This is a genomic window from Nocardiopsis sp. EMB25 (genome assembly GCF_026797795.1).
Lineage (GTDB): Bacteria > Actinomycetota > Actinomycetes > Streptosporangiales > Streptosporangiaceae > Nocardiopsis > Nocardiopsis lucentensis.
On record NZ_JAMTDN010000002.1, the window covers coordinates 1 to 25,105 of the forward strand.

Annotated in this window: 28 protein-coding genes; 11 read left to right on the top strand and 17 right to left on the bottom strand. The window is 69.0% G+C overall.

The genetic code is table 11. The annotated features are described in order from the left end of the window. Window positions 1-296: 296 nt before the first annotated feature. Window positions 297-452: a hypothetical protein gene (locus tag KIK06_RS28975; RefSeq protein WP_268646339.1), complete on the bottom strand. Its 156-nt coding sequence runs from the start codon at window positions 450-452 to the stop codon at window positions 297-299. A 630-nt stretch (window positions 453-1,082) separates the two neighbouring features. On the opposite strand from KIK06_RS28975, the gene KIK06_RS28980 reads away from it, so the two are divergent. Then, on the top strand, window positions 1,083-1,304 hold the full coding sequence (locus KIK06_RS28980; protein WP_268646340.1) for a hypothetical protein: 222 nt from the start codon (window positions 1,083-1,085) through the stop codon (window positions 1,302-1,304). A 55-nt stretch (window positions 1,305-1,359) separates the two neighbouring features. Here the strand turns inward: KIK06_RS28980 and mobF are convergent, their stop codons facing one another. Continuing rightward, a complete protein-coding gene (gene mobF, locus KIK06_RS28985) occupies window positions 1,360-5,220 on the bottom strand; it encodes a MobF family relaxase (protein WP_268646341.1) in 3,861 nt (1,286 codons plus the stop codon). 556 nt (window positions 5,221-5,776) lie between these two features. On the opposite strand from mobF, the gene KIK06_RS28990 reads away from it, so the two are divergent. From KIK06_RS28990 to KIK06_RS29005, 4 genes are all read left to right on the top strand, one after another. Then, window positions 5,777-6,481, top strand: coding sequence for a hypothetical protein (locus KIK06_RS28990; RefSeq protein ID WP_268646344.1), 705 nt, complete (start codon window positions 5,777-5,779; stop codon window positions 6,479-6,481). Window positions 6,482-6,787: 306 nt separating this feature from the next. Continuing rightward, window positions 6,788-7,036 (top strand): hypothetical protein, encoded by a 249-nt coding sequence (locus KIK06_RS28995; RefSeq protein ID WP_268646347.1) that lies wholly within the window; start codon window positions 6,788-6,790, stop codon window positions 7,034-7,036. Between the two features lie 202 nt (window positions 7,037-7,238). Further along, window positions 7,239-7,460 carry a calcium-binding protein gene (locus KIK06_RS29000; RefSeq protein ID WP_268646349.1) on the top strand — a complete coding sequence of 74 codons (222 nt, stop codon included), beginning with the start codon at window positions 7,239-7,241 and terminating at the stop codon, window positions 7,458-7,460. 53 nt (window positions 7,461-7,513) lie between these two features. Beyond that, window positions 7,514-7,933, top strand: coding sequence for a hypothetical protein (locus KIK06_RS29005; protein WP_268646351.1), 420 nt, complete (start codon window positions 7,514-7,516; stop codon window positions 7,931-7,933). A gap of 41 nt (window positions 7,934-7,974) precedes the next feature. On the opposite strand, the gene KIK06_RS29010 is transcribed toward KIK06_RS29005, so the two are convergent. Beyond that, window positions 7,975-8,706, bottom strand: a complete 732-nt coding sequence (locus tag KIK06_RS29010) for a TIGR02391 family protein (RefSeq protein WP_268646353.1) — start codon at window positions 8,704-8,706, stop codon at window positions 7,975-7,977. Window positions 8,707-9,170: 464 nt separating this feature from the next. On the opposite strand from KIK06_RS29010, the gene KIK06_RS29015 reads away from it, so the two are divergent. The 3 genes from KIK06_RS29015 (at window position 9,171) to KIK06_RS29025 (ending at window position 11,146) form a co-directional block, all read left to right on the top strand. After that, a complete protein-coding gene (locus KIK06_RS29015) occupies window positions 9,171-9,974 on the top strand; it encodes a ParA family protein (RefSeq protein WP_268646356.1) in 804 nt (267 codons plus the stop codon). Between the two features lie 26 nt (window positions 9,975-10,000). Then, window positions 10,001-10,372 carry a hypothetical protein gene (locus KIK06_RS29020; RefSeq protein ID WP_268646358.1) on the top strand — a complete coding sequence of 124 codons (372 nt, stop codon included), beginning with the start codon at window positions 10,001-10,003 and terminating at the stop codon, window positions 10,370-10,372. Window positions 10,373-10,501: 129 nt separating this feature from the next. Continuing rightward, a complete protein-coding gene (locus tag KIK06_RS29025) occupies window positions 10,502-11,146 on the top strand; it encodes a hypothetical protein (RefSeq protein WP_268646359.1) in 645 nt (214 codons plus the stop codon). Window positions 11,147-11,270: 124 nt separating this feature from the next. Here KIK06_RS29025 and KIK06_RS29030 read toward each other — a convergent pair whose 3' ends face one another. The 5 genes from KIK06_RS29030 to KIK06_RS29050 form a co-directional block, all read right to left on the bottom strand. Beyond that, a complete protein-coding gene (locus tag KIK06_RS29030) occupies window positions 11,271-11,579 on the bottom strand; it encodes a hypothetical protein (protein WP_268646360.1) in 309 nt (102 codons plus the stop codon). Then, a complete protein-coding gene (locus tag KIK06_RS29035; RefSeq protein ID WP_268646361.1) occupies window positions 11,576-11,803 on the bottom strand; it encodes a type II toxin-antitoxin system HicA family toxin in 228 nt (75 codons plus the stop codon). Before KIK06_RS29035 ends, KIK06_RS29030 begins: the two co-directional genes overlap by 4 nt. Further along, window positions 11,800-12,036: a type II toxin-antitoxin system HicB family antitoxin gene (locus KIK06_RS29040; protein ID WP_268646363.1), complete on the bottom strand. Its 237-nt coding sequence runs from the start codon at window positions 12,034-12,036 to the stop codon at window positions 11,800-11,802. The genes KIK06_RS29035 and KIK06_RS29040 overlap by 4 nt, the downstream gene beginning before the upstream one ends. Window positions 12,037-12,619: 583 nt before the next feature. Beyond that, complete coding sequence (locus KIK06_RS29045; RefSeq protein ID WP_268646366.1) at window positions 12,620-13,480, bottom strand: hypothetical protein; 861 nt, start codon at window positions 13,478-13,480, stop codon at window positions 12,620-12,622. A gap of 8 nt (window positions 13,481-13,488) precedes the next feature. Next, window positions 13,489-13,677, bottom strand: a complete 189-nt coding sequence (locus KIK06_RS29050; protein WP_268646367.1) for a hypothetical protein — start codon at window positions 13,675-13,677, stop codon at window positions 13,489-13,491. A 745-nt stretch (window positions 13,678-14,422) separates the two neighbouring features. Here KIK06_RS29050 and KIK06_RS29055 point away from each other — a divergent pair. Beyond that, the gene (locus KIK06_RS29055) at window positions 14,423-15,076 is read left to right on the top strand and encodes a hypothetical protein (protein WP_268646370.1); all 654 of its coding nucleotides are present in this window, start codon (window positions 14,423-14,425) and stop codon (window positions 15,074-15,076) included. A gap of 17 nt (window positions 15,077-15,093) precedes the next feature. Continuing rightward, window positions 15,094-15,957 carry a hypothetical protein gene (locus tag KIK06_RS29060; RefSeq protein ID WP_268646372.1) on the top strand — a complete coding sequence of 288 codons (864 nt, stop codon included), beginning with the start codon at window positions 15,094-15,096 and terminating at the stop codon, window positions 15,955-15,957. 194 nt (window positions 15,958-16,151) lie between these two features. Here the strand turns inward: KIK06_RS29060 and KIK06_RS29065 are convergent, their stop codons facing one another. Beyond that, window positions 16,152-16,478, bottom strand: a complete 327-nt coding sequence (locus KIK06_RS29065) for a hypothetical protein (protein WP_268646373.1) — start codon at window positions 16,476-16,478, stop codon at window positions 16,152-16,154. A gap of 314 nt (window positions 16,479-16,792) precedes the next feature. Between KIK06_RS29065 and KIK06_RS29070 the strand changes: the two genes are divergently transcribed. After that, window positions 16,793-17,578 carry a hypothetical protein gene (locus KIK06_RS29070; RefSeq protein WP_268646375.1) on the top strand — a complete coding sequence of 262 codons (786 nt, stop codon included), beginning with the start codon at window positions 16,793-16,795 and terminating at the stop codon, window positions 17,576-17,578. Between the two features lie 232 nt (window positions 17,579-17,810). Here the strand turns inward: KIK06_RS29070 and KIK06_RS29075 are convergent, their stop codons facing one another. From KIK06_RS29075 to KIK06_RS29105, 8 genes are all read right to left on the bottom strand, one after another. Continuing rightward, window positions 17,811-18,137 (bottom strand): hypothetical protein, encoded by a 327-nt coding sequence (locus KIK06_RS29075; RefSeq protein WP_268646373.1) that lies wholly within the window; start codon window positions 18,135-18,137, stop codon window positions 17,811-17,813. A gap of 533 nt (window positions 18,138-18,670) precedes the next feature. Continuing rightward, a complete protein-coding gene (locus KIK06_RS29080; RefSeq protein ID WP_268646378.1) occupies window positions 18,671-19,939 on the bottom strand; it encodes a serine/threonine-protein kinase in 1,269 nt (422 codons plus the stop codon). 527 nt (window positions 19,940-20,466) lie between these two features. Further along, a complete protein-coding gene (locus tag KIK06_RS29415; protein ID WP_442789839.1) occupies window positions 20,467-20,886 on the bottom strand; it encodes a peptidase inhibitor family I36 protein in 420 nt (139 codons plus the stop codon). 219 nt (window positions 20,887-21,105) lie between these two features. Then, window positions 21,106-21,699 carry an NUDIX domain-containing protein gene (locus KIK06_RS29085; RefSeq protein ID WP_268646380.1) on the bottom strand — a complete coding sequence of 198 codons (594 nt, stop codon included), beginning with the start codon at window positions 21,697-21,699 and terminating at the stop codon, window positions 21,106-21,108. 156 nt (window positions 21,700-21,855) lie between these two features. Beyond that, on the bottom strand, window positions 21,856-22,098 hold the full coding sequence (locus KIK06_RS29090; RefSeq protein WP_268646381.1) for a hypothetical protein: 243 nt from the start codon (window positions 22,096-22,098) through the stop codon (window positions 21,856-21,858). Window positions 22,099-22,113: 15 nt separating this feature from the next. Next, window positions 22,114-22,266 (bottom strand): hypothetical protein, encoded by a 153-nt coding sequence (locus KIK06_RS29095; RefSeq protein WP_268646383.1) that lies wholly within the window; start codon window positions 22,264-22,266, stop codon window positions 22,114-22,116. A 145-nt stretch (window positions 22,267-22,411) separates the two neighbouring features. Beyond that, the gene (locus KIK06_RS29100) at window positions 22,412-22,600 is read right to left on the bottom strand and encodes a hypothetical protein (protein WP_268646387.1); all 189 of its coding nucleotides are present in this window, start codon (window positions 22,598-22,600) and stop codon (window positions 22,412-22,414) included. Between the two features lie 246 nt (window positions 22,601-22,846). After that, window positions 22,847-25,033, bottom strand: coding sequence for a hypothetical protein (locus tag KIK06_RS29105; RefSeq protein ID WP_268646390.1), 2,187 nt, complete (start codon window positions 25,031-25,033; stop codon window positions 22,847-22,849). Between the last annotated feature and the right edge of the window lie 72 nt (window positions 25,034-25,105).

A 25,105-nucleotide genomic window follows, 5' to 3' on the forward strand; every position in this document is an offset into this window, starting at 1 on the left:
ACGGTTGTGCAGGTGGCCTCGGCCCCGGTTTCGATCCGGCCGGGGTTCTGGCGCGTGCAACGGAGGGGTGCGCGCGTCCTGCATCGCGCCGGGTTCCCGGTCGGCCCCGGGGGGTCCAGGGGGCGCGGAGCCCCCTGGTACCACCAGAACTCAGCCGAGAACGGGACCACCCTCGCGCCTGTGAGCTGGGGTAATACGTCTCGCACACGTAGCACCCGTGCGAGACGTGCGATGTGTGCGAGAGCGGGCCTGGCGGCCGTGGGGTCGGGCGCTACCGACCCCACGGCCGGGCGTGACTATCCGGTGAAGGGTGTCCATCCCACCCAGATCGCCGCGCCGATGAGCATGCTCACCACGGTCGCGGTGCCCACGATCACACTGCCGATCCGCCACGGTCGGCTCGACCAGGACGCAGAGGCCGTGAGCCCGAAGGCGCCGCGGTTCACGCGCACGTGGAACCCGTTTGTCTCTCCAGGATCCTCCGGGGGTCCTGCTGACGTCGCCTGTATGTCTGTCATACGCTGGCCCTCCAGACCAATGTGTAAGCGGTCTTCGAAGCGCCCCGGAAATCTTGGCGGATGGTCGGGGCGCTTCTTCTTGCCCAGGTCCGAGACCGAACGCTTCGTAGTCAATCTTGGGCCTGGTCCCGGGTCTCACTCCCGGTGACGGACAAGACTACTTCTAGGGGGTGGGACGTTGGAACACCACAGAATGGTGGCCACCATCGATTTTCAGCCCCTGAGAACAGGCCGAACGCGGTACTTCTGGCCTGCAACGATGCGAAGCACTCCACGATCTCGACCCGTGACATACCGGGCTCCTCAGGATGTTCACCACCGGGTGCGCACCGGTGAACGACGCTCGTGACCAGGTCCGACACCTGTTGGCGGATCCTGACCTTTGCGTACTGACCTTGCAGCCACTGGATCACGTTCACCCAGTACAGGGGCAGTAAGACGCTGCCGAACATGTGGTTGGTATCGACCACGGCCGAACTCGAAGGTGATCCGCTGCAGTACGGTCCTGACCGACCCGAAGCAGCACCACGCGCTGGTTGGGGAATATGTGAGCCGCGCGCACGTGTGACTGAAGAACTCGTAGAGCCGCAGCGGGTCGTTGAACTGGAACCGGTGGAACACCATCTGGAAGAACTCCTCCACCTAGCGTCGGCTCCCCCATACAGGCGGATCTCCCACTCCTGCCCGGGCTACGGCACCGACCCCGAATGCCTTGAACGGGTCGCGGAACTGGATGTCGCGGAGGATCGTGACCTTGTTCTCCTGACCAAGCACGCGGCCCTCTGATCCGTCGGAAACCTTTGGAAGAACCCCTCTGCCAGAGGATCGCGATGCTCCCTCTCTACAGCCCCAGCTCGGGGCCGGAGCGCTCTGCCGCCTGGGCGGCCGCGCGTGACTGCTCGAGATGCTCGCGGTGGGCTTGGGCGGCCTGGGCCTGGCGCTCCTGGATCGCCTCGCGTTCCTGTTCGGGCAGTGCTTCCCAGCGCATCTGGCGCTGCTCGGACCGGGTCAGCTCGATCTTGGTCTCGTGCTGGGTCCGGTAGTCGGGGTGGGCGACCTGGATGCCGTGGCGACGCAGCATCTGCTCCCTCTCCTCGCGGTCCAGGGCGTGCAGCTCCTCGCGGGTCAGCCCGTGCTGGGCCGCGATCGGCTCCATCCGCTCCAGCTCGGCCTCGCGGCGCTCGCGTTGGGCGTCGGCCAGGTGTCGGCGCATGTCCTCGTGCTGGGCGTGCGACCACACCTCGCGGGCCTGGACGCGGGCCTCGTTGGCCCCGTGCATGGCCTCGCGCAGCCGCTCCCCGACCTGCTGGGCCTCCGTCTGGGCGGCCTTGGGGGTGGTGCCCTCCAACAGCAGTCGCATCCGGCTGGTGTTGTGCGCGCGGTCGCGGGCGGCCTGGTACTCCTCACGCAGATCCGGCAGGGACGCCTCCAGGGCGGCCGCGCGCTGATGGAGTTCGCTCACCTGGTCGGTGACCTGTCGGCAGTGCGGTCCCTGCCCGGCGTGGACCTCGTCCAGGGTGAGCGGCCGCCACGGGGTCGGGGCGGCGTCCTCACGTTCCTGTTCGGGTGTGCGCTCGACCGTCTCCTGGCCAGAGACCGCACGATCCTGCACTTCGGACCGGGGGGCGTCATGAGACTGCACACCCGTGCGGTCACGGTCCTGGCGCTGGTCACGGCGCTGCTCCGGCTCGCGCTCGGCCTCCGGGACCGGCACGGTCTCGGGCCGGGCGGGCACGACCTGGCCGATCGGTGGCGCGGTCTTCTCCAGCTCCTCCAGGACCAGGCCGGGCGGGTCCTGGGTGAGGGTGTCGGCGTAGGCGTTGATGGTCCGCTCGCACCGCTCCTTCTCAGTGCGGGCCTGGCCCAGGCGTTGGCGGACCTCCTCCCTCTCCAGCTCGACCGAGGGCAGGTAGAGGTCGACGCGTTCGGTGGCGCGCGACATCCCGGCGTACAGGCCGTGGGCGTCGGCTCCGAGCCCGTAGACGTGGCACCGATCCACCGTCACCCCTTGGGCGGCGGCGATCGTGACGGCGTAGCCGAGCGACAGGTCGCCGCGGTGGAGCTGGTCGGGGGTGATCCACGCCGACTCGACCTCGCCCTCGCGGCGCCACTCGACCAGCGCGCCCCGCTCGACGTCGACGTCGCGGACCAGGCCGCGGTAGCCGTTGAGCACGTCCGGGTCGTCGCTGGACCGGGACCGGTAGTCGTTGGCGCGCACCCGTACCTGGTCTCCGGCCGCGAGGACCAGCTCGGCCCCGGTCGCCTGTTGGAAGGCGACGTCGTCGCCTTCGAGGAGTCCGCCCGACCGTGCGGCGGCGCGGGCGCGGTGGTTGAGTTCGTCGACGTCGGCGTTGGTGGTGGCCACCATCAGCAGCCGCTCGACCGCCTGGTGCCCGTCGTCGTAGGAGCGCCGGTCGGCCCACCAGGCGCCGACCATCTGGTCGTGGGCGGCGTCGGCGTCCTTGGTGGCGTGGAGCTGGCCGTGCTCGCCCCACATCGCCAGCGCGGACCGGCGCCCGCCCGCCCGCCAGGTGGCCAGGGCGTCCTGGTCGACCTCGCGGCGTTGGCGCCGGTTCTCAGTCAGGGTCAGCCCGTCGACGGCCTGGTGGAGGGGACCGAAGCTCCCGCCGGCGGCCACGGAGCGGAGCTGGAGGGGGTCGCCGACCAGGACCAGCTTCGTGCCGGTGCGTCCGGCCTCCTCGACCAGGAGCGCGAGGTCGCGGTCACCGATCATCGCGGCCTCGTCCACGACCAGCACACCCACCCCGGTCAGCCCGGGGCCGTCGGTGATCCTCTTGCGCCAGGAGGCGACGGTGCGGGAGGTGATCCCGGCCCCGGCCCGCAGACCGGCGGCCGCCACGGCGGCGACGGCGGCGCCTTCGACGCGGTACCCCTGCGTCTCCCACGCGGTCCTGGCCGCGCTCATGATGGTGGTCTTCCCGGCCCCGGCCACGCCGATGACGGCGTCCAGGCCGTGCCCGTGCCCGATCAACCTGGCCACGACCTGGAGCTGCTCCTTCGAGAGCCGGAAGCCCTTCTGGCGCTGCCAGGACCGGATGGCGTGGGTGGCGCGGTGGCGGTTCACGACCGCGGTTCCGGTGCCGTACCGGGCCCGGGCCGCGCCCATGATGACCCGCTCGGCCGCGGGGATGTCCGCTGAGGTGTACCGGTCGGCGTGGGACATGTGCACCGGCCCGCTGGCGGGCAGGGCGAGCGCGAGTTCGTGGGCCAGGGCGTGGTCGGTGAGCGCCTCCAGCATCGCCGCGTCGGGCAGGCCGACCCCGAGCGCCCCGGCCACGTGCGCCATCACCTTCGCCCTGGTCACCACCTTGGTGTGGGCGGTCACCCCGGTCTCGAAGTCCCACACGGCGGCGGCCACCTCGTCCGGGGACCGTGGCCCCGGGTCCGGGCCCCCGGGTGCGCGGGTGGCGGTGGGGTCGCCCGGCTCGCGTCCCAGCGCCTGGGCCACGATCTGCTGCGGCCGGTGCTTGGCCTCCAGGGCCCGCTCGTGCCAGGACTCCCGCTCCGTCTCGGGGGTGGAGGCGACCTTGGCGCGGGCGGTGGAGCGGGCGGCAGCCCGCTCCTGGGCGGGGGTGGCGCCGTGTCCGGCGGCCTCGCGCACCCGCTGCTGACGGCGGCTGAACGTCTTCTTCAACGACGCGGGGATGCCGACGACGTCCCACCGGCCCGTTGCCGGGTCGCGCTCGAAGGACACCCCCAGCTCCTCGGTGAGCTTGGCGCGCTCGATCGCCCGGTACAACTCGCCGACCGCGGGGACGTGCCGCATCAGATCGCGGCCGCCGGCCGCGATCGTCCGCCACTTCCCGTCCTCCCCGCGCGCCATGTTCGCGAGCATGACGTGGGTGTGCAGGTGCGGGTCGCCCGGTGTCTGGTCGTCGACGGGGCGGGCGGTGCGGTGCACGGTCATCGTCCCCACCAGCCCGGACGTGGCGATGCGCTGCGCGGTCTGGCCGTCGCCGTGGTGGCCGGACATTCCGTACGCGGTCCACCGCTCCAGCGCCGCGACGGACTCGCGCACGGCCTCCAGGTGGATGCGCTCCATCCGCGCGGCCACGTGCTCCGGCGCCAGGGCCTGCAACGTGCTGATGCCCTTGGGACGGTCGAACGTGACGTCATAGCCCATGACCCCGGTGCGCACCCGCTCGTTCCGGTGGTCCTCGGCCTTCTTCAAATCGTCGTGCTCGTAGACGTCGGCGAGGTCGATCCCGGCCGCCGTGGCGACGCGCTCCAGGTCGTCGAACGGGGCGCGGTGATGGGCGTCGCGGCGCACCCCCCGCTCCAGGCGCTCGACCCTCTTCACCGACCAGGGGTCGGCGGCGACCAGCTCGGCGACGGTGACGCCCTTGTCAGCGGCCGCCGCATCCAACGCGGCGACGAAGGGGGCGGCGTCCAGCTTCGCGGCCGGGGCGACGGCGACCTTCGGCTTCACGAGCTGGCGGTGGGTGCGCGGATCCCGCCCGGCCATCACCCGACGCATCCCCTCGACGTCCTCGGCGGACTCCAGGGCGCTCCCGGCCTCCAGGCCGAACTCCGACCAGCCGCCGCCGATCCGCTCGATCGGACGGGCGCCGCCGTCCAGGCGGTAGGACACCGCGACGTCGGCGGCGCTGATGTTGTCGGCGCCGCACTGCTGCGCGAGCCGGTAGTCGGCCTGATCGGCGTTGTGGATCGGGGTCGCCATCGCCACCAGGGCGACCCCTCCCTACCGGCCCGCCGGCCGGGTCTCGCGGCCCTTCGGGGGCCGGTTTCGCGTATCGGAGATACCTGCGTGCTGTGCCGATCTGTGGTGTGCCTCAGGCACTCTACAGATCGGCACTCCTGTCCGTGGTGTTGAGCGCAGCGGGGATGTCAGTGGAAACGCAGTCGACCTGTCAGTGGGGCGCGCAACGAAGATGTCAGCACCGAGGGTCCATGCGTAGGGATTGCTCTGGGTGACTGGCGGAGGCCACGCCGCGCCTGGCCGTGACCCCCGCTAGCCGGGGATTATCGGCGGTATAAACCGGTCGAAATGACCACATACAACGCAGGTCGGGTAGACCACTCCGAATCCCCGGATTGGTCTACCTCCTGACCTGCGCAAACGTCACGGCCGTGCGGTGAGGGCACCCGTCGGTCGGTTCTGCCAGCGGTCCGGCAGCGCGCTCACCGAACGTGACCCTTCGAGTCGCCGGGTCGGCCCCCGCTACCGGCCCGGAGTGAAACGTTGTTTTTCCGCTGGATGGTCCTGGGACCCCATCGTGGTGGTGGTCTTCCTCGGACCTTTCGGCGCGAGGAAGACCACCACCCCTGAGTCCGCGCTGGCCGGGGTCGGCCGCCGCGTTCCCTGGAACGCCGCGGCCGCGGCTGGGAGGATGCCCCCGCGGACGAAGCTGAAGGAGGAGAGCGTGTCAGAGCTCGAAGAGAAAGCCGCCGAGTACGCGCGCCAGCTGAACAAGCGCGCCGCGAAAGAGGCTAAGACCAAACGGACCGCAGCACAGGAGAAGGCCCGGAAGCGCGACCAGGCGAAGGAGTTCTTTGCCTTCGCCCGCCGTCACGGTGCTCCTGCCCTCCCCCGCTATATCAGTAGGCATGCTGGCTACGAGGGCCGACTGGAGTGCTACGAACGGACCAACAAGGTGTACGTCGTGGCGTGCGAGTGGGACGGACCACTCAAGCAGTTCAGCTCCACGGGCTGGGCCGTCAGTGCCAACGGCAAGGTTCACCACAGCGTGTCCGGCGCCATCGTCGAGCAGGGCTACACCCCCGAACAACTCGGCATCTTCGACCGCTGGTTCGTCGTCACGAGCTACAGCGGCAGCGGGCCCAAGTACATCAACACAGACTTCTTCTACGACGAACACCTCCCCGCGGCTGCTGCTGCGCTGCTGGAGCCCGCCCGAATGGCCAAGGGCGTGAGGACGGGGGTGCAGGACAACGGCTGGATCGGCTACCGGTCCCTCTGAGCCGCCGCAGAGCCTCCATCGCCCCCTCTGCCCCCGCGATGAGGCTGTACGTCCCTCCTGCTCGGCGTCGCCGTGGCCCCCACCCGGCCCCCTCATGACCAGCCCATACGCTGGCCACCATGGAGGACTGGGTGCCGTGGCCGCCGACACCGGGCAGGCCCGACTACCCCGTGCGCGTAGCGGCCCGGGCGGGTCGCCTGGTACGCCGCGCAGGCCACCCTGACCGCGCGGGGGCGTGAGGACGACGTCCCGCAGGTCAAGCCGGACGCGCTGGCCCGCTACGGGATGCGCGCCAAGGCCCCGACCTTGCACGATCTGGCCCCGCAGCGGCGGAGCGCGACCCTGCTGGCCACCGTGCGGCACCTGGAGACCGCCTCGGTGGACGACGCCTTGGACGTGCTGGAGGTGCTGATCACCTCCAAGCTGCTCAACCGGGCCGTCAAGGAGGGCAACGAGGACAAGCTGCGGGCCCTGCCCGATCTGAAGGCCGCAGCCAAGAAGATGGCGGGGCTGGCTCTGTTGCTCGAACCCGTGAACAAGCGTTCCTGCTTCTGATCAACGCAATCAGGAAGTCGGCTACTGACGCCGCCAACGGTGAGCAGGAGAGCCCGGGCGCATCTGCTGATGCACTCGATCACTGACATCCCCGTTGCATCATCCACTGCCATGTTCACTGCGCTCAACACGTGGTGTTCGGGTCGGTGAGTTCGTCGAAAACCTCAGTGCTGAGTGCTGCCCTGACGGTTGGATGGTGGGCGTGGAGGACACCTTCGAGCACGACCAGGAGGACGCCGTCGTCGACGCGCGGCCACGCCGCAGGGGCGCGTCGACGACGGCGCTTCGGGCGGCGCTGGACCGCCCGGCCGGACGCGGGCCGGCGCACTGGGCCGGACCACGCCCGGAGCGCGACCCGGAACCGGCGAAGCCGGTCGACGTCATCGGTGGGGCGCCGCTCGGCCGCCTTCCGCCGACCCGGTGACGGATCGTCGGTAACCACGCCCCCGTGTCGGGGGCGTGTGCGAGTCTCACGCCATGAGCAACGAGTGGGTGGACGTGACCCTCATCGGTGGCCCGATGGACGGATGCCGCCAGCCGCTGCCGCGGGCGGCCGTGTACGGCGTCCCGGACCCCGGGGCGTACCTGATCCCCGACGACGACGGCAAGGCGCCCGACGACCTCCCGGGCGGTCGGGCGGTCGGGCGGTCTACGAACCCGACCCTGCCCCGGCCGACCCGCTGCGGTGGGTCTGGCGCGGCTGGGTGCCCTGAACGGGGTTATCCACAGCCGAACACGAGGGCCTGGCGGCCGCGCCCGGTGAGGCTGATCCTGGATGTGCGGCCGGTCCTCCGGCCGCTGGAGCGGGCGACGCACAGACGCCCCCACACCGTCGGTGTGGGGGCGTTCAAGCTGCACCGGGCCTACAGGCATCCCGGTGTACCGGTACACCCGTAGACCGGGATACGGGTCTACCGGCGTCGGCCGCAGGCCGGCGCTTAGGCCTGTTCCGTGGAGGCTGCGTCGACCCACCGGGCCAGAACGCTGAACGCTGCCAACTGCTCCAGGGCCTCGCTCTCGGTGAGCTCGTCCTGGCCGTCCAGATGGGCGGCGGGGTTGCGGATCGCCGCGAAGCAGCCCTCGGCGAAGGCCATGACCCCGCGCTGCACGCTCTTGTAGGTGGAGCTGCCGTCGTCGGGCATCACGCGCAGCCGGGGTTTACCCGGCTTGGGCTCGTCTGTGCTGAAGCATTCCTTGAACAGGGCGGTCTCCGTGATGTCCTTGCGGTCGACCTTGTTCTGGGTCTCGGCGTTGATCTTGCGGGCGGCGGCTGCGACCGCCTCCTGGTAGTGCCCGGACTCCCACAGGGATCTGGCGCCCTGCCATGCCCAGGGGTGCAGGGTCGCCGCGTTCAGGTCGGGCGCATTCTCCCCGAGCTTCTCCCGGATCTCCTCTTGGTCCAGTAGAAGTGCACGTGCCCGTTGCGCCGCCTCGATGTGCTGGCACCATCGGTTGACGTTTACGTTCTGGTAGTCGGACACCGTAATGCGCCAATCGGGGATCACTCTGTCGATGATCTGCTCGACCACGGGGGCAGCATGCACGATCGCCTCTGGCCTTCCCGTGTTGACCATCCTGTCGCTGAACTCGAAGCTGCCCGCCGGTGGCAGGGAGAGCCTCGCCAGGTTCAGGAACCGATCCAACTTGGTGATTGCCCACTCAACGTCCATGCAGCCAAGTCTGTACCGGTTCCACCGCTGCTCGGTTGGATGCCCTGAGATGGGTTATCCACAGGCACACGGTCGAAGGTCCGGCCGCTGGAGCGGGTGACGCAGAACGCCCCCACGTCGACGACGTGAGGGCGTTCAACCTGATCAGCGACTACGGGCATCCGGCGTACCGGTGCACCCGTAGGTCGGCATACGGGTCTACCGGCGTCGGCCGCGCGCGGCGCCCTTCGTCGGCGCGGGCGCCTGGTCCAGGGCCTCGATGATCTGCTCGGGGTTCTTGCGCGTGCGCAGCTCCTCCAACGCAAGGCGATCGTGACCCCTGAAGCTGCGGGGAACCGCACCGGTACCTTGACCAGCAATGACGCAGATTTGCAGTGCGCCACGGGGGCCACGTTCCCACCGTGGCCCCCGTGGCACCTGTGGGATACGGTCTCCCCGTCAGTGCAGTGGAACAAGGAGGACACGTGGCGGAACAGATCGTGCCCATGGTCGGCCCCGGAGAGGTCGTGACCGTGGTGAACCAGAAGGGCGGCCAGGGCAAGACCACCACGGCCGTCTCCCTCGCGGCCGAGCTGGCCTCGCGCGGACTGAGAGTGCGCCTGGTCGACGCCGACGCCCAGGAGGGCTCCACCACCCGGTGGCTGCCCCCGCAGTGGCAGGACGCCGACCCCGAGCAGCGCTTCAACCTGCTCCATGTGCTCCAGGGGCGGGTGGGGCTGGCCCAGGCCACCTGGCCCACCACCATCGAGGGCCTGGAGCTGGTGCCCGCCTTCGCCAGCCTGAAGTCCTTCGAGTCCGAGACCGTGCCCGGACGCGACGTGGCCCTGCAGACCGCGATCGACCGCGGCCCCCAGGTCGACGTCACCATCGTCGACTGCGCCCCCGACCTCGGGCAGACCACCCTGACCGCGCTGGTGGCCGGATCGGCCGTGGTGATCCCGGTCAAGGTCGGCGGCCTGGACCTGTGGGGTGTGGCGGAGCTGAACAAGACCCTGGCCCTGGTGCGCGACCGGCTGCGCGCCGACCAGCGCACCGTGGCGGTGGTCGTCACCCAGGTGCTGCGCAGCGGGTTGACCGACGACGTCATCGACCAGCTCAAGGCCGACTACCCCGACGCGCTGCACGCCACCGTGCGCCACACGGTCCGGGTGGGTGAGGCGCCCCTGGAGCACACCCCGCTGCACGTGTACGACCCCGAGGCCACGGCCACGGTCGACTACGCCGCGCTGGCCTCGAACCTGTTCGCGCCGATCCTGGAAGGGAAGTAGCCGTGGGCCGTCGCCAACGCGCGCGCGTGACCTCGACCCAGACCGAGCCGGCCACCGACGACAGCCTGCTCAACGTCATCCACCGCGACCCGCTCTCCTCACCACCGGCGCCCACCCCCCAGGAGCCCGAACCCGCACCGGCTCCGGCGTCGCCTTCTCGGGAGGACCGCGTCACCCGCATGACGCTCGACCTGCGCGAGGACGACCGCAAGCGCCTGGACGAGTGGGCCGCCCGTACCGGACTCGACATCGGGCGCCCCCGGCTGGGGTCGGCCGCCGTCCTGCGGGCGGTGATCGAGGCCCTGACCGACCCCGAGCGCACCCGTGATGAGGTCGTCCACGGGGTGAGCGAGGCCCTGGCCGACCGGGAACGCCGCGCGCTCAACACCGGCCCGTAGGCCACGTGCTCCACGCAGGACACGTGTAGCCCGTGGCCTGAGTGGAGCACTGCAAATCAATCGTGTGAAACCTCTGAACTGTGGTGATGCGGTCCGCCAGCATGGAGGAACCCGATCGAGGAGGCGACCATGGCGGCCCCCAAACTCCACATCCCGTGCTGCATGTGCGGCAAGCCTCTCCCCCGTACCAAGGACAACATCCAACTCCTGGACGCCGAATGGCAACGGCGCTTCCCCGACATCACCGGCAGGCTCTGCTGCTTTGGTTGCGTCTCGGCCCACCACTGGTGGTGCCGTCCCCACGGCGTCTACGTCGACGGTCACATCCCGGCCGTGGACGAGTACACCGGCCGCCCCAAGAGCCATGACAAGAACTCCAACGACCACCTGGGGACACCTGGCCGACTCGCCGCGATGGTGCAGGCCCATCCCAGGGTGGCTCTGGCCCAGGGCGCGGAGGAGTACCTGAGGCACCGTGCACGACTGCGTAACCTCCCCCGCGAAGGGAAGGCGCGCTTGAACGCGCTCCTGGACGAGTGGGACTCCGCGAAACCTCAGCCCGCGGCGCACGACGAACACGTGGACCTCGACCACTGGAACGCGATGATGGGCGACACCGTGCGCAAACTCGCCTCCGCCCGACGCAAGCTGACCAAGCGGGAGCAGGAGATGGCGCAGATCCTGAAGGCCGCCCGCGAGGCAGGTGTCCCAGCAAAGGTCGTGGGGGCTTGGGAGACGCAGGCCGACATGGTCTTTGACCAGCACGAAGACTGATTTGCAGTGCCACACGGTCTTACCGTGCCTCACGTGGGCCACGGGTTGACAGTGAGACACTGTCAACCCGTGGTCTCCGTGTGGCTGGACACCGTCGGCCGGCTGACACCGACCGCGGAGCGCGTCACAGCAGTGAGGTCTGCCCGGGAACCTGTTCCCGGTCGGAACGGCCACGGCCCAGGCACCGCCGACACGTCACCGGCCCGTCCGCCGGGGTCAGGCGCAGCGGGTCGACGGCCGCATGACAGGCCACGGCCGGCACCGGAACCCCCACCCACATGTGCTCGGTGAGCCCGTGCACCACCGACCCGAACCCGATCCGGGCACCGTCGGCGTCGGCCAGCTCCTCACGGCGGCGCCGCAAGGTGGCGGCCAGGTGCTCCACGGTGGGGTCGGTGACCGCGACCAACGACGGCTGCTCAGGCTCGTTCACAGCAACTCCCGCAACTCCTCGGCGGTGAGCCCGGCCTGCTTGAGCACCGAGACCACCGTGCCGCGCTTGAGCTCCTTGTGCAGCGGCACGATCACGGTCCTGGAGTCCTCAACGCGTCGGAGCTTGGCGTGGTCGCCCTTCGTCCGGACGTGCTCGAATCCAACGCGCTTGAGCGCGGCGACGACCTGGGAGCCGGACGCGACGGGGATGTGGGAAGGACTCACGCAGGCAAGCGTATGTCGATCTCCGCGGCCCTGCTGGGGCCTGTGGACAACCTGCGCACCGCGTCCTCGGCGCCGTCCTCGAAGTACAGCTCCAGGGCCTCGGTGAGCGCCTCCAGGGCCTCCTGCTCGGTTTCGCCCTGGGAGGTGACCTCCACGTCCACCGCGCGCGCCACGTACCCGCCGACCTTCAGGTCCGGGGTGACGGTGACGGCCAGGTGCAGTGTGCGCTCCATGCGCACCAGCGTAACGCCTCGATCCCATACAGCCTCTGAGCCGTCGTTGGCTCCTATGACGAAAGCCAGGTGGAGCCTGCCAAGGCACGGTGTCGACTGGCGCGGTGCGCCTCCTCCGAAGGAGTCCTTGTTCTCAACGGGCTCGGCCCTCCCGGCTGCAGGAGCGTGTTGCGCGACTGCGGCGATCCGCTGTTGTGCTCGAAAGTGCGGAGAACCGCACGTTCGTGTTCGACCACGGCACAGACGTCCAGTCTCTCGGGTTGCCGAAGATTTGCAGTGCCCCACAGGGCACACGTGAACCCAGTGGGGCACTGCAGATTGTTCGACCTTGCATGCCGAAGCCACGGACACACCTTGGTTGAGCCCGAGCTTGGTTGCGGAAGGCCGACCGGCGGACACGGCCAACTCTTCGACATCGAACAGTGGCCGCTGTGCATCCGCGTTGGCCAGAGCTGTCCGATGGCCAACCTCGAGGGTGTGCGCGAGAGCGGATGGCCAGTCCGGCCGGTTCGTGGCCATACGGGGGCGACCCTGGGCGGCTCGGCGGGGGCCGCCCAGGCAGGTATCCGGGCGGCCCCGCGTTCTAGGCCAGGGAGGGGTTGGGGCCGCTGGGGGCCCGCCACCCCTCCTGCTGGTCGGACCCCCGGGGTGGGGGGAGCCGATCCTGGCGTTTGGCGATACGGATGCGGGCGCAGACCCGCTCCCAGGCCACCAGCTCCTCGGGCTCCAGCACCCCGCAGCCGCGCACGAACGCCAGCACGGGGATCATCTGCGGGCCCGACTCCTCGACCTTGAGGACCTTGTTGAGGGTGTTGTAGGACCGGTGCTCGTGCTTGGTCGGATCGACTCCTTCGGGAACGGTTGCGGAACGGGCGGCGATCTCGCGTAGCGAGGGGTTGCCCGCGCGGATGCGCAGGCACTCCAGAGCCTCGACCAGCTCCTCGTGCGTGTGGACCAGACGCGGGTCGACCGCGGCCTCCATCGGATCGGCCAGGAAGGTCTCCGCGCTGGCCTGGTACCCGCGCCGCTGCAGCATGGTGCGGCTGACGGGCAGCAGCCTGCGTGCGGCGGGGTCCATCGCGATCTCCTCGAACTCGGCCAACGCCGCGGCCAGCGCCCCGTAGTCGGCGTTGAGGCCGCCGCGGTAGGCCAGCACCGAGGCCAGCAGGGGCCATCCGTGGTCGTCCCGCTCCTGGGCCAGGTCCGCCAACGCGGCGTGCGCGGCATGGATGTCGCCGTGCAACAACGCGGTGATCACCGGCTCGGGGATGCCCAAGTCGACGGTGCAGGTGCGGCGGAAGGTGACCTCGTCGGCGCCCACGCGAGCGCGCAGGTAGAAGATGAGCGCCTGGAGGCGGTCCTCAGGGGAGTAGCGGGACAGCGGGTAGGTCTGGTCGAGGATCTGGCTGGTGAGCTTGGAGCCGTGTGCGGCGTGCTCGCCCACCGGGTGCCCTAGCGGGCGTAGAGGCGGCGGGCGGCCTTGACCGCTGCGTAGGCCAGCGCGGAGGCCGCGGCCACGGCCACGGCGGCGTCGTGGCCGGCGTGGATGGCGTAGACCGCGAAGCACACGACCAGGATGACCACGATGATCTTCAGCCCGGCGCGGCCCTGGTCCAGGGGCGCGGGGGCGGGGTGGGACATCTCCACCAGTTTGTCTCCTCGTTGAGAACGTCATCGAACCCATAGGCGGCGCCCGCCGGCGCGCGGCGGTGGATCGCCTTCTGGGTGACCGGATGACGGCGTGCCGGGGGTCGCGGCCCCGGGAAAACGCCGTTCCCAGCACTATGCCAGCTTGCGAAGACACCGAAGAACAACGCGGACAACAAACGCATCTTGCGACACACGACCCCCGACAACAACCCTTTTGACCTGCACAAACATCGTTGTGAACGTGTTTGTGGGTAAGAATTAATTTTTGTCACGCCCGGCTCTGTGACACCGGATATCGACGAGGTGTGTTTTACTGCTTTCGGGTAACCACATGCGCCCGCTATGCCCGATTTATCGGCACTGCGGGTACTTTGAGAGCTCATCTGACCGGGTGAAGTCTCATGAGCGTGGCCAGCGACCCGTCGCGGGGGAGCCGGCCGATCCTGCGGGGCCGCCAGGGGTCTCCCTCTCCTCTGGCGGCCCCGCGGCGTGTGTTCACCCCTGTCACGCCGCACGCCCCGGCTGCGGCGCGGGGTGGCGTGACAGGCGATAACACCACGTTTTGCCAGTTCAGGGTCGCTCTTCTTCGCAGTGCGGGGTGGTGGGGCAGGGACTGGCCAGCCGGTGGCCGCATCCGGACACACCAAACCCGCCTGATTCTGAGTTCGATACGGTACGCGATGCCCCGAGAACAAACCGGGGCATTGCTGACGATTCCTATTCGGAAAGAACCCCCATGCGGATCCCCCGACGACGTATGGCTGCTGTGCTCAGCCTGTCAGTGGTGGCCACACTCGGCACCGCTGGTGTAGCGACGGCCCTGGTCACCGACAACATGTTCCCCACCGCCAACACCCCCAACGACTGTTGGAACCAGAACCCCAAGGACTACCTACGCAACGTGCCGTGTCGCACCGACAACGCCAACACCTACTACTACATGGACAGCGCGGGAGCCTTCGAGCTGGAAACCCCCGACCGTAATGCCGTCTACCAAACCATGGGCTATGACTACGCCCCCACCGACCTGTACATCGCCTACGACGACACCCCGGTGTTCTCCGGAACCGGAGAGACCGACATCATCTACCAGGAAGGTCGCGTCAAGGACGTCCCGCCCAACCTCATGGGTCTGACCTGGTGCAACGACGCGGCCGGGGCGATCAGTGACGAGTGCGATCAGCAGTACATCCGCATTCGGGGCAACGGCACCTACAACCGGGGGATCGCCTGCCACGAGACCGGACACTCGGTCGGCCTCCAACACGGCGGCCTCTCCTCTCCGCAACTGTCCAATTACGACTCGCGACTGGGATGCTTGGTCTTCGACCAGTCAGAGAACGCGAGTCTGGGCTCCCACAACCACGACATCATCAACGCCACGTACTAGCAGGGAGGACCCCCTTCATGGCCAACATCAGCAAGCGCGCGTGGATGTGGTCCGCCGCGGGCGTGTCTGTGACCGCGGTGGCGGCCACGGTCGGCTTCACCTCCGCGACCCATGAACCCGACCCGAGCGAGATGCCCCTGACCAACGCCAGTGCCTCCTACCGCAGACCCGGCCAGACCGCCCAGGACTGGGTGACCTACGCCGATCATGTGGTGCTCTTCCGCGCGGTGGATGAGGTCGTGCACGATCCGGAACCGATCGAGGTCGAGCGCGGTGAGGGCATGGTCGGTCGGACGGTCACGCTCGAAACCCAGCGGGTGCTGTGGTCCTCTGAGGACGCACCGCAACCCCCGCCCGAGGTGTATGAGTACCCGGCTTTCGGGTTCGTGTTCAGCGACGGGGTGGAGAACATGAACCCGGTCGGTACACAGGACGAGCCGCGTATCCAGGTGGGGCACGACTACGTCATCGCGATCGACTGGGAGGAAGCCCGGTGCACCGAGGGCGATGTTCCTCAACCGGCGATGTGGATGGGGCTGGACAACAGCTCGGTCGTTCCGGCCGATGCCGGTGTGGTCGGCAACGGAGAGAGCGGGGGCCAGGTGTCCTCGGCCCAGGCGCGCCGGAACTCCCCCGAACCGCTGCTGCGAGGGGAGGGCACGTTCGAGGGGCAGATGATGGGTTACACGGTCGGGTCGCTGGCTCGGGAACTGGCTCGAACCAAGCCGCACCCGAATCCGAGGAACTACGACGCCACGCCTCAGGCCCCGGCGCTGGCGCAGGAGCAGGTTCCTGAGAGCGAGATGGATGAGGCTCTGCCCGAGGGTGTGACCGCGCAGGACCTGTTGGAGGCCACCCCGGAGGACACCACCTGCCCCTGAGTAGGGGCGGGGTTTCTCGCCTATGACGACACCGTCCCGTCCCACCATCCGAGGGCGGGACGGTTGTCGTATCGGCCCGCCGCTCCTGACGCTACGGCGAGCCGCCATGTGAAGGTGAACCGGGAACTGGCCCCCTTTCCCTTCGTTCAGTCCCCGGAGCGGCCGCTCCCACACCAAGGCGCAACGGATCGTTGCTATGCGAGACGGCGGCGGTCACGCCGTCCCGCGTCCGCGTCCCGAGACGGCGTCGCCTTGGGCGCTCCCCGCAGCCACCGGCGTTCGGCGCCCTGGCGTGTGACCCCCAGCGCCGCCCCCAGCGCCGACCAGCCGGTGCCGGTGCGGCGGGCGCCGTCGAGCAGGGCGTACTCGGCCGAGTTGAGGTCGGCGCGCATGCGCTCGATGACGGTGAGCGCGTTGAGGCGGTCCTGCTCGGTGGCCTCGGGGTCGCGGCCGATCTCCATCAGGGTCGCAGTGGTGATCCGCCCGTGGCGGGCGGTGAGGCGGTCATGGGCGGCAGACATCTCAGGCTCGGACAACGGCATGGAAACCCCCAGGTGTGCAACGACTCGTTGCCCATGACGGCAGCAACGCTCCGTTGCTCAAGCAACTTGACGTTGCCTCCTCTCGTTCCTTGCATAATCGGATCTATGCACGTCAAAGGGGTGACGTAGCTACGTTATGCCGCGTATACGGCATGACGTGCGGGACGGAGCGTCACGCGATCCTTGCCTTCTGGAACCGCTGTTCCCTCAACGGCGTCAAGATGTAGAGCGCGGTCCCCGTTCTTGGTGGCCGCCGCTCTCGGCGCGCACCCCCTGTACGGAGAGGACCCCCCGTGACGTTTGCCTCCGTGGCCTTCTTGATAGTCGGATTCTTCGTGACGTTGGTGCTCTTCGCGGCGGGTGTCGTGTTCATCATCCGGGGGCGCAGGTCAAGGGGCACTCGTGGCTCCTCTGAGGGCCCCAGGAAGACGGAGAGAGCCAGTTGGATCGCTGGCATCGTCTCCATGGTGGCCTCGCTGGCCTCTCTGCTGTTCACGTTGAACCCCTCCTTGGTCCCCAACGCCCAGGGAGACGAGGACCGCGCTGGTGATGTCGCTCCTGGCCCCAGCGAGGACGTGTCTTCTTCCCCAAGTGAAGAAGGCGATGCTCAGCAGGGCGGAAGCCAGCAGACGGATGCCCCAGAGGTGATCAGCGGCCCTTGGGAAACCAACAGCATCTGCGGTCGTGAGTGGACTGGCCCCGAGGAGGCCGTGTGGAGGGTGTGCGCGGGTGTGGATGATGAGTCCGTCTTCTTTGGCCTGCTCATCACCAACCACGGATCTGACCCGGTCACGGTCGCTACGAACCTGGAGTACGCAAGGTCAGGGGATTTCTCCCCCTGCCCGGGGAGGGTGGGGGAACAGGAGGAGACCATTCCTGCCGGGGAGCAGATCGTCGTCGGGGGCGCACAGTGCACGGTGCAGCGAGAGGACGAGCAGCCCCGCACGTATCAGGGGCAGGGGTGGGTGGCTGGTGTCCAGGACGCGTCCGTCACCGACAGAAGGTCTCCGACTGCCCATGTTTACCCAGGTCAAGACGCTGAAGACGTTGAATGGGTTCCGAAGCTCCGTGAGTCGTAGCTACAGCCTGATGATCCTCACCCACCACACATCACTTTTTGATTAATAATCATGCGCTGTGTTCGAGCGCTGCTATAAAGTAGACGCCTCGGTGTAGCGAAGATGCACAACTGAGGTACAGATATGGCCAAAAGCAATCGTAACCGTAAGCGCAACCGTAAACGTTTTTCGGGCTTACTTGGTTCGCCTCCCAGGCCCAGGCCCCGCCCGCCTGGGTCGCAACGGATCGTTGCTATGCGAGACGGCGGCGGTCACGCCGTCCCGCGTCCGCGTCCCGAGACGGCGTCGCCTTGGGCGCTCCCCGCAGCCACCGGCGTTCGGCGCCCTGGCGTGTGACCCCCAGCGCCGCCCCCAGCGCCGACCAGCCGGTGCCGGTGCGGCGGGCGCCGTCGAGCAGGGCGTACTCGGCCGAGTTGAGGTCGGCGCGCATGCGCTCGATGACGGTGAGCGCGTTGAGGCGGTCCTGCTCGGTGGCCTCGGGGTCGCGGCCGATCTCCATCAGGGTCGCAGTGGTGATCCGCCCGTGGCGGGCGGTGAGGCGGTCATGGGCGGCAGACATCTCAGGCTCGGACAACGGCATGGAAACCCCCAGGTGTGCAACGACTCGTTGCACACGACGATAGCAACCATCCGTTGCATACGCAACGCTGCGTTGCCCGGGACGTGAGGAACAACCGAACCGGATTGTGCGCTACGGGGTTCCAGCGGGCTGGTATCGCGGATAACCACCAGGGGTCATCCGGCGCTTGGGCTCGAAGAGCTGCTGCTCAGAACAGCGGCGAGACGGTGCTGTCGCAGATAACCCCGAGTTATCTGCGGCAACTCTCAGGCCACGGCCGTCGAGACGTGCCATCCCCTCTGACCTGAGCGAAGAGGGCTTAGAGCACGATCCTATTCCGTTGTTACTCGCACCCCTACCCGTGCCACCGACAACTCCGGCAGCGGGTCCACGTCAAACCACAAACCACGCCACCTCGCTGGTCTCGACGCTGGTGAAGGCGATGTCGAGGTCGCCCCCGGTTCGCACACTGATCGTCTACGGCAAGAGCTAGGGCGAGATCGAGACTGCCGCAGCCGACCGCGAGACGGGCCTTATCCCGCCTCTGCCTCTCCCGCTTTGCGCCACCAGGACTCGGCCTCCTCTGTCTCGCCCCGCCCATCGAGCAGGAGGCCGAGACTGTACATGGCGCCGGTGTCGCCGTTCTTGTCGATGGCGCGCCGGTACCAGGACTCGGCCTCCTCTGTCTCGCCCCGCCCATGGAGGAGGAGGCCGAGGTTGTGCATGGCGTCGGTGTAGCCGTGTTCGGCGGCCTTGCGCCACCAGGACTCGGCCTCCTCTGTCTCGCCCCGCCTATTGAGCAGGACGCCGAGGTTGTACATGGCGCCGGTGTTGCCGCCCTCGGCGGCCTTGCGCCACCAGGACTCGGCCTCCTCTGTCTCGCCCCGCCCATGGAGCAGGACGCCGAGGTTGTACATGGCGCCGGTGTCGCCGCCTTCGGCGGAGCGGCGCAGCCGGGCCTCGTCGTCTTCGGGCTCAACGGGCAGCGGCCGTGTCTGGGCCAGGGGCGGTGGTGTGGCGCTGCCGGTGAGGAGCATGTCCAGGACCTGGCGTGCGGTGGGCCGCTGGTCGGGGTCCTTGGCCGTGCAGGCCAGGACGATCCCCAGTAGCGGGTCGGCCAGGTTCCCGGTCTGGGGTGGATGGTTAAGGACCTGGTTGATGCGGGCGGCCTGGGTGGCGGCGGGGAAGGCTTCGCCAGCGGTGGCGGCGTGGATGATGACCGCGCCCCAGGCGAACAGGTCCGCGGCAGGCCCCAGCGCGCTGCCCTCGATCTGCTCGGGGGCCATGTAGCCCAGGGTGCCGATCCGGGTGGCCGAGGAGGTGTCGGCGTCCAGGGCGCGGGCGATACCGAAGTCGATCACCCGCGGCCCGTCCGGACCAAGCAGGATGTTGGCGGGTTTGAGATCGCGGTGCACCACCCTGGCGGCGTGGATCGCGCTCAGCGCGGTGATGGTCTGCACCGCCAGGCGCTGCAGGTCCCCGCCGGTGCGCGGGCCGTGCTCGCGCACCGCCTGGCCCAGGGTGGGGCCCTCGACGTACTCTGTGGCGATCCAAGGCTGCTCGGCGTCGGCGTCGGCGTCCACGATCTGGGCCAGGCAGAACCCCTGCACCCTGCGGGCGCTGGCCAGCTCCTGGGAGAAGTAGCGGCGCACCTGCGGGTCGGCGGCCAGGTGGGGGTGCAGCAGCTTGACCGCCGCCCGCCGGCCCGAGGCGTCCTCGCCCAGATACACCGACCCGAAGCCGCCCGTGCCCAGCTTCCGCGTCAGGCGGAACCTGCCCACCCGCTGATCCGGTTCCGTCATCGCCGCCCTCGTCTGTCGCCCTCTTGTGAGGACAAACCTAGCCGGGGACCGGCAGCCTGTGACAAGCCTTCAGCCCCTACAGCGTCGGCCCTCACGCGCTCGTGTGGTCGGCGGCGCGGGGGTCGGTGGGCAACCTTGCTGAGACGTCCCCCTCACTCCGATTAGCCAGGGCAACCAGGGGTGCGAACGCCCTTTGTGGCTGGTGGCACGTTCGTTAACGGCACCCGTACTTGGTTCGTCCCCCTGCCGGCCCCACGACGCGCGCGGGGCGGGCACCGGAACCAGGGTGGGGGACGTGACCTGCACAGATACAAAAGTGCAGCGGACCGCACTTTTTGGTGAGACTGCGGTCCTCCGCAGTTTCCTGCGCTACTGCGGTGAACCGCAGCGACACTGCAAGGGTGTGCAGCGGATCTCTGGGCGGTCAGAGACGTTCACGGCGGCGCTTGAGGACTCCCGGACACACGAAAGGGCTCGTACCAGTCTCTGCCGATGCGAGCCCTGTCGTACTCGGGGTCATCCCTGGTTCAGCACCAGAAATGCGCCCAACTGTTGGAACTGCCTCGGTCGCCATGCGTGGAGTCGCTCGGGGATGAAGTCTGATGCTGAATGACCTTCACACTTCCCTGGTAGTTCGTTCCCGACCAGACGCACGCGAGCATGCCCTCGGTCCCGTTGTTGTACCAGGAGGAGTCCTTGTTGTTGATGTCCCAGGCCGCCCAGGAGGCGTTGGCGCCTGCGAACCTGTACATCCTCCCCTGGTAGTTGGGATGCTCCCACACACAGAGGTAGCCCAGAGGGCAATCATCGGTGCCGGATCGAGTGTTTGTCTCCGCCTGACTCGGGACAGCCGGGAACAGGAAAGACATAAAAGCAAAGGTTGCCAGACATGCAAGGATCCTTCGGAGCATCTTCTTCTCCACAGCAAGAGCGAGGATATCAGCCATTGATATACCAACATCTCGGAGAGTTATTTGCAAGAGGCGCAGAGAAAAGGAGAGAGAAGAGCGACGGTCATCAATAAGCACTGAAGTATATTCTTTCCCTTGGGTCACAGAGGTTAATGAGGAATCCACCCAAAGCACAACAAAAGGGCTCGCGCCGGTCTGCCGGTGCGAGCCCTTCGTCGTGCTGCTACTGGGGGTCGGTCGTCCTCTCGTCGGTGGTCACGGGCGGCCTCCCAGCCAGTACGCGTCCGGAGCCACCGTGTACAGCCGCGCGACGATCTTGCGTTCGTCGGTGGTGGCCTGGATGTCGCCGGTGCGGGCCAGGTGCTCGACCCACACCGCTTCCAGGGCCTGCGGGGGCAGGTCGCGGGCGGGGCGGGCGTCGGCGGCGTGGCAGATGGTGATGTCGGCCAGCTCCTGGAGGCGGTCGGCGTCGACCCATCCGGCGCCGGTGGTCTCTTCCGGGTCGGGGGTCAGGGTGCCGGTGACGGTGGCGTCGTAGATCCACCAGTAGTGGCCCGCCCGTGGCTGCGCGGGCAGGGACGCGCACAGGTTGGGCAGATACCCCTCGTGCAGGAACCGGTAACCGGCCACGGTCAGGCCGGTCTCCTCGGCCATCTCGGCCAGCAGGGCGGCCACGACGTCGGTGTGGGCGTCACGGACGTGGCCAGCGACCGGGGCCTGGCCCAGCGGCCACCAGCCGCGGCCGATCAACAGGTACTCCCACCCGGTGGTGGTGCGCCGCCGCACCCGGGCGCCCACGCTCGTGCCGCAGCACCGCTTCGCGGCCGTGGTGGTGTTGGTCGTGGTCATACTGGGTGTGCTCCCTGCGTGGAGTAGTGCGGCCCGTCCCCTGGATCCCTGATCGGCATCGCGGTAACCGGGGGCGGGCCGTCGTGGTGTGGTGGACCGGTCGGTCCCCCCGCCGGCCCCACGACGCGCGCGGGGCGGGCAGAGGCACCGGCCGGGTCACAGGCGGACGGTGCCGTGCAGGTCGCCGCCGGTCTGGATGACCACTCCGTGCGAGCCACCCGTGATGGTGTTGACCACGGTCCGGCGCCGGGGCTCGGGGCGGGCGAACAGCAGCGCCACCCCGGCCGGGTCGTCGGTGTCGACGTCGACCAGGGCGTGGCCGATGGCGTCGGTGATCGGGGTGTCGTCGGGCAGGTCGGCCAGGACCTGGCGAAGGTCGGCAACAGTCAGGGGGCGCATCGTGGTGTCTCCTTGTCAGGACTCGGGGCAGAGCTTGTTGTTGTGCTCGTAGGAGGCGGCGGGGTCGCTGATGTCGTAGTGGCAGTGGCAGCGGGGGCACTCGCGCTCGGCGGCGGTGACGACGGGGGAGATCGCAACGAGCCGACGCGCCGGGTTCTGGCCACGCATAGGGTGGGTGTCCTCTCGTCGTGAGCGAGAGCGACGGCCCCACCCTGTGCCTGCAAGCGGGGGTGGGGCCGTCACTGTGTACGGACCGGGTGGTCCCTCCGCCCACCCCGCACACCGTGCGGAGGGGGCAGAGCCATCACCCGGGTCAGCCGAGAAGGGCGTTCGCGGCGGCCAGGCCGACGACGATTCCGGCCAGCCCGCCGATGACGGGAACGGGGCCGGCGGGGATGTCTCCCATGCGGGCGGCCTCCAGGTAGTCGGCCACCGCCACGGCCACCAGGAACGCGAGGGTGAAGCCTCCGGTGGTGAGTGTGCGGGGCCAGTCGATGTCCATACGGTCACTCTCTGTCGATGGGTCAGGGGTGGGTGTCCCAGGTCGGCCGGACGGTGTCCCCACTCCGCGCCAACCCCGTCTGGGGTGGGGTTCGCGGGGTGGGGACACTGACGCGTCCCAGCCTGGGACGCGCAGGTCAGACGGTGTCCCATCCGCCTGGGACGATGCTGGGACACCGTGGGGGTGTCCCAGCGGTGTCCCAGGTCTGGGACGGTGCCGGTGTCCCACCTGGGACACCACGCGCGGTCACAGAGCGTCGCTGACTTCGGGGGGTACCTGGATGTCGCCGAGTTCGATCCCGGCGGCCACACGGTCCAGGTCTTTACGCGTGAATCCGCGCAGCTTCGGCGACTCCGACCCCGGGTGCATGCGGAAGGTCTTGTCGGCTGTCTCGAGTCCGATGAGGCTGAACAGTTCGCGGATCCGGTCCCCGGAAAGACGGGTGGTCTTCTCCAGGATCCGAACGTGCACGCCCTTGTCGGTGGACTGCTCGATCGCGACCGCCAGGAGCCGGGGCACCTCGTTTCCACCCCCCAGACCTTTGAGCCCGCGCACGATCTCGGCGAACCCGTCGTCGGAGTCGCGCGCGGCCTTCATACGGCGGTTGCGGTCCTCCAGTTCCTCCCGCTTGGCTCGGGCCCGCTCAGCGGCACCGCCCAGGTCCAGGTCCTCCAACTTCGTGCGCGGCCGCTCGACGACGGTGTCGGTGGCTGGCGTGGGCCTGGGCGGTGCCGTGGTCGTGGTGGGGGGTTTGGTGCCCAACCACCCGGCCGCGGCCGCCCGGTCCCACCGGCGCAGGTAGGTGTCGCGGGCGACGTTGACCGTGACCTCGTCCAGGACGGGGCGGCGTTCGTCGGTCTCGACGGCGGCTCGCTTGGAGTCGTCCGGCTTGACCAGCAGCCCCTTGAAGATCCGGGGAGCGGCCGAGGGGTCAGGTTGGACCAGCCCGTACCCGGCCTCGGGCATCTCCTCGGCCTTGGGCAGACCCCGCGAGTACCCGAACATGTGGTTCAGCTCGGTGTCCTCGTTGACCCGCATGGCGGTACGGATACCCGACTGCACCAGCAGCGGTTTGGGGAGCTGCTCACCGCCGCTGGCCACGGCCCGCAGCGCACAGGTGATCTGCCGGATCGACGCACCCCGGGACCGGTTGCTCAACTCCACGAGCTTGTCCTTGACGTCGCGGGGCAGATCGGCGGTCTCGTCGATGACCAGCTCGATGTGCGGCACCGCGGCCGACGAGGGGACCTTGTCGTCGTTGACCTCGCTCATCAGCGCGGAGTAGCCCGAAGAGCGCACCGCGATGGCGTCCAGGAGGAAGTCCAACAGCAGCGTCGCTTCCTTCGGGGTGGTGGCCACCCAGTCGATCGGCGGCTTGCTGATCTCGCCCTTCAACCACGGCTCCAAGAACGGGCGGAACGCCTTACCGCCGTTGAAGTCGATCCCAAAGACCAGGACGTCACCGCACCGCAGGAGCTGGCGCAGGATGAGCGACAGGTGCGCTGACTTCCCGGAACCGGTGGCACCGACCAACGTCATGGTCTTCCACTTCAACGGCAGCTCCACGTAGGAGCCGTCGCGGTGCATCCCCACCGGCAGCGGGTCGTAGATGCTCAGCGGGGAGAAGTCGTCCCCGGCCGGGATGTCGCCCTCCAGGGCGTCGACCGTGGACACCAGGAGCAGGACGCGGCGGCGGGACCCGTGGGAGGTGACCTCGATGCCGCAGGCGTCGGGCAGGTCGGCGTCGGCCGCCAGGTCCTCGGCCCGCTGGCGGATCGTCTTCCAGGAGGTCGTTCCCGAGGGCAGTTCCAGCACGATCGACATGCCGGTCTGGCGCTCCGCCCCGGGGCGGTCGGGGTCGGGCATCATCCACTCGGCGATGTCGGTCACCGTCACCCCGGGGCGGGGGATGCGGCAGATGCGGTTGATCCGCGCTTCCCACTCCCCGGCCAGGCCCTGACGGCGCTTGATGCGCTCCTCAGCGGTCTGGCGGTCCTCGGCGGCGACCTCGAAGCTCCTGCTGGCGGGCGCCAGGACGGCGGCGGCGAGGGTGCCCACCCCCAGGGCGGCCAGCGTGGTGACGTCCCACGGCCCGCCGGCCGCCAGCGCCCAGGAGCACCAGCCGGTGTAGCCGATCCAGCGAGCGGGCCGGTACAGGCGCGGCAACCACGGCGCCCGCGCAGCACCCGCGCGGGTGAACGCCGCCGTGGCTCCGACCGCGCCCGCGGCGAGCGGCCAGTACCAGTCCAGGCCAGCCTCAGGCAGCGACCCAACCGAAGCCACCGCCAGGGCGGCGGAGGCGGCGTTGGCCGCGCCAAGAAACGGGCCCTGCTGGTGGGACCAGCGGCGCTTGAACTCCTCCTGTTCCTTCTTCGACTTCCTCTTCTTCGACTTCTTCGAGCTCGTGCTCCTGGTGGCGGTCGCGACGGCCACGATGCGGCTCCCTACGTGGTGGCGGGCATGGAACGGGGCGAGGCCATGGCGGCCTCGCCCCGGATGGTTGGT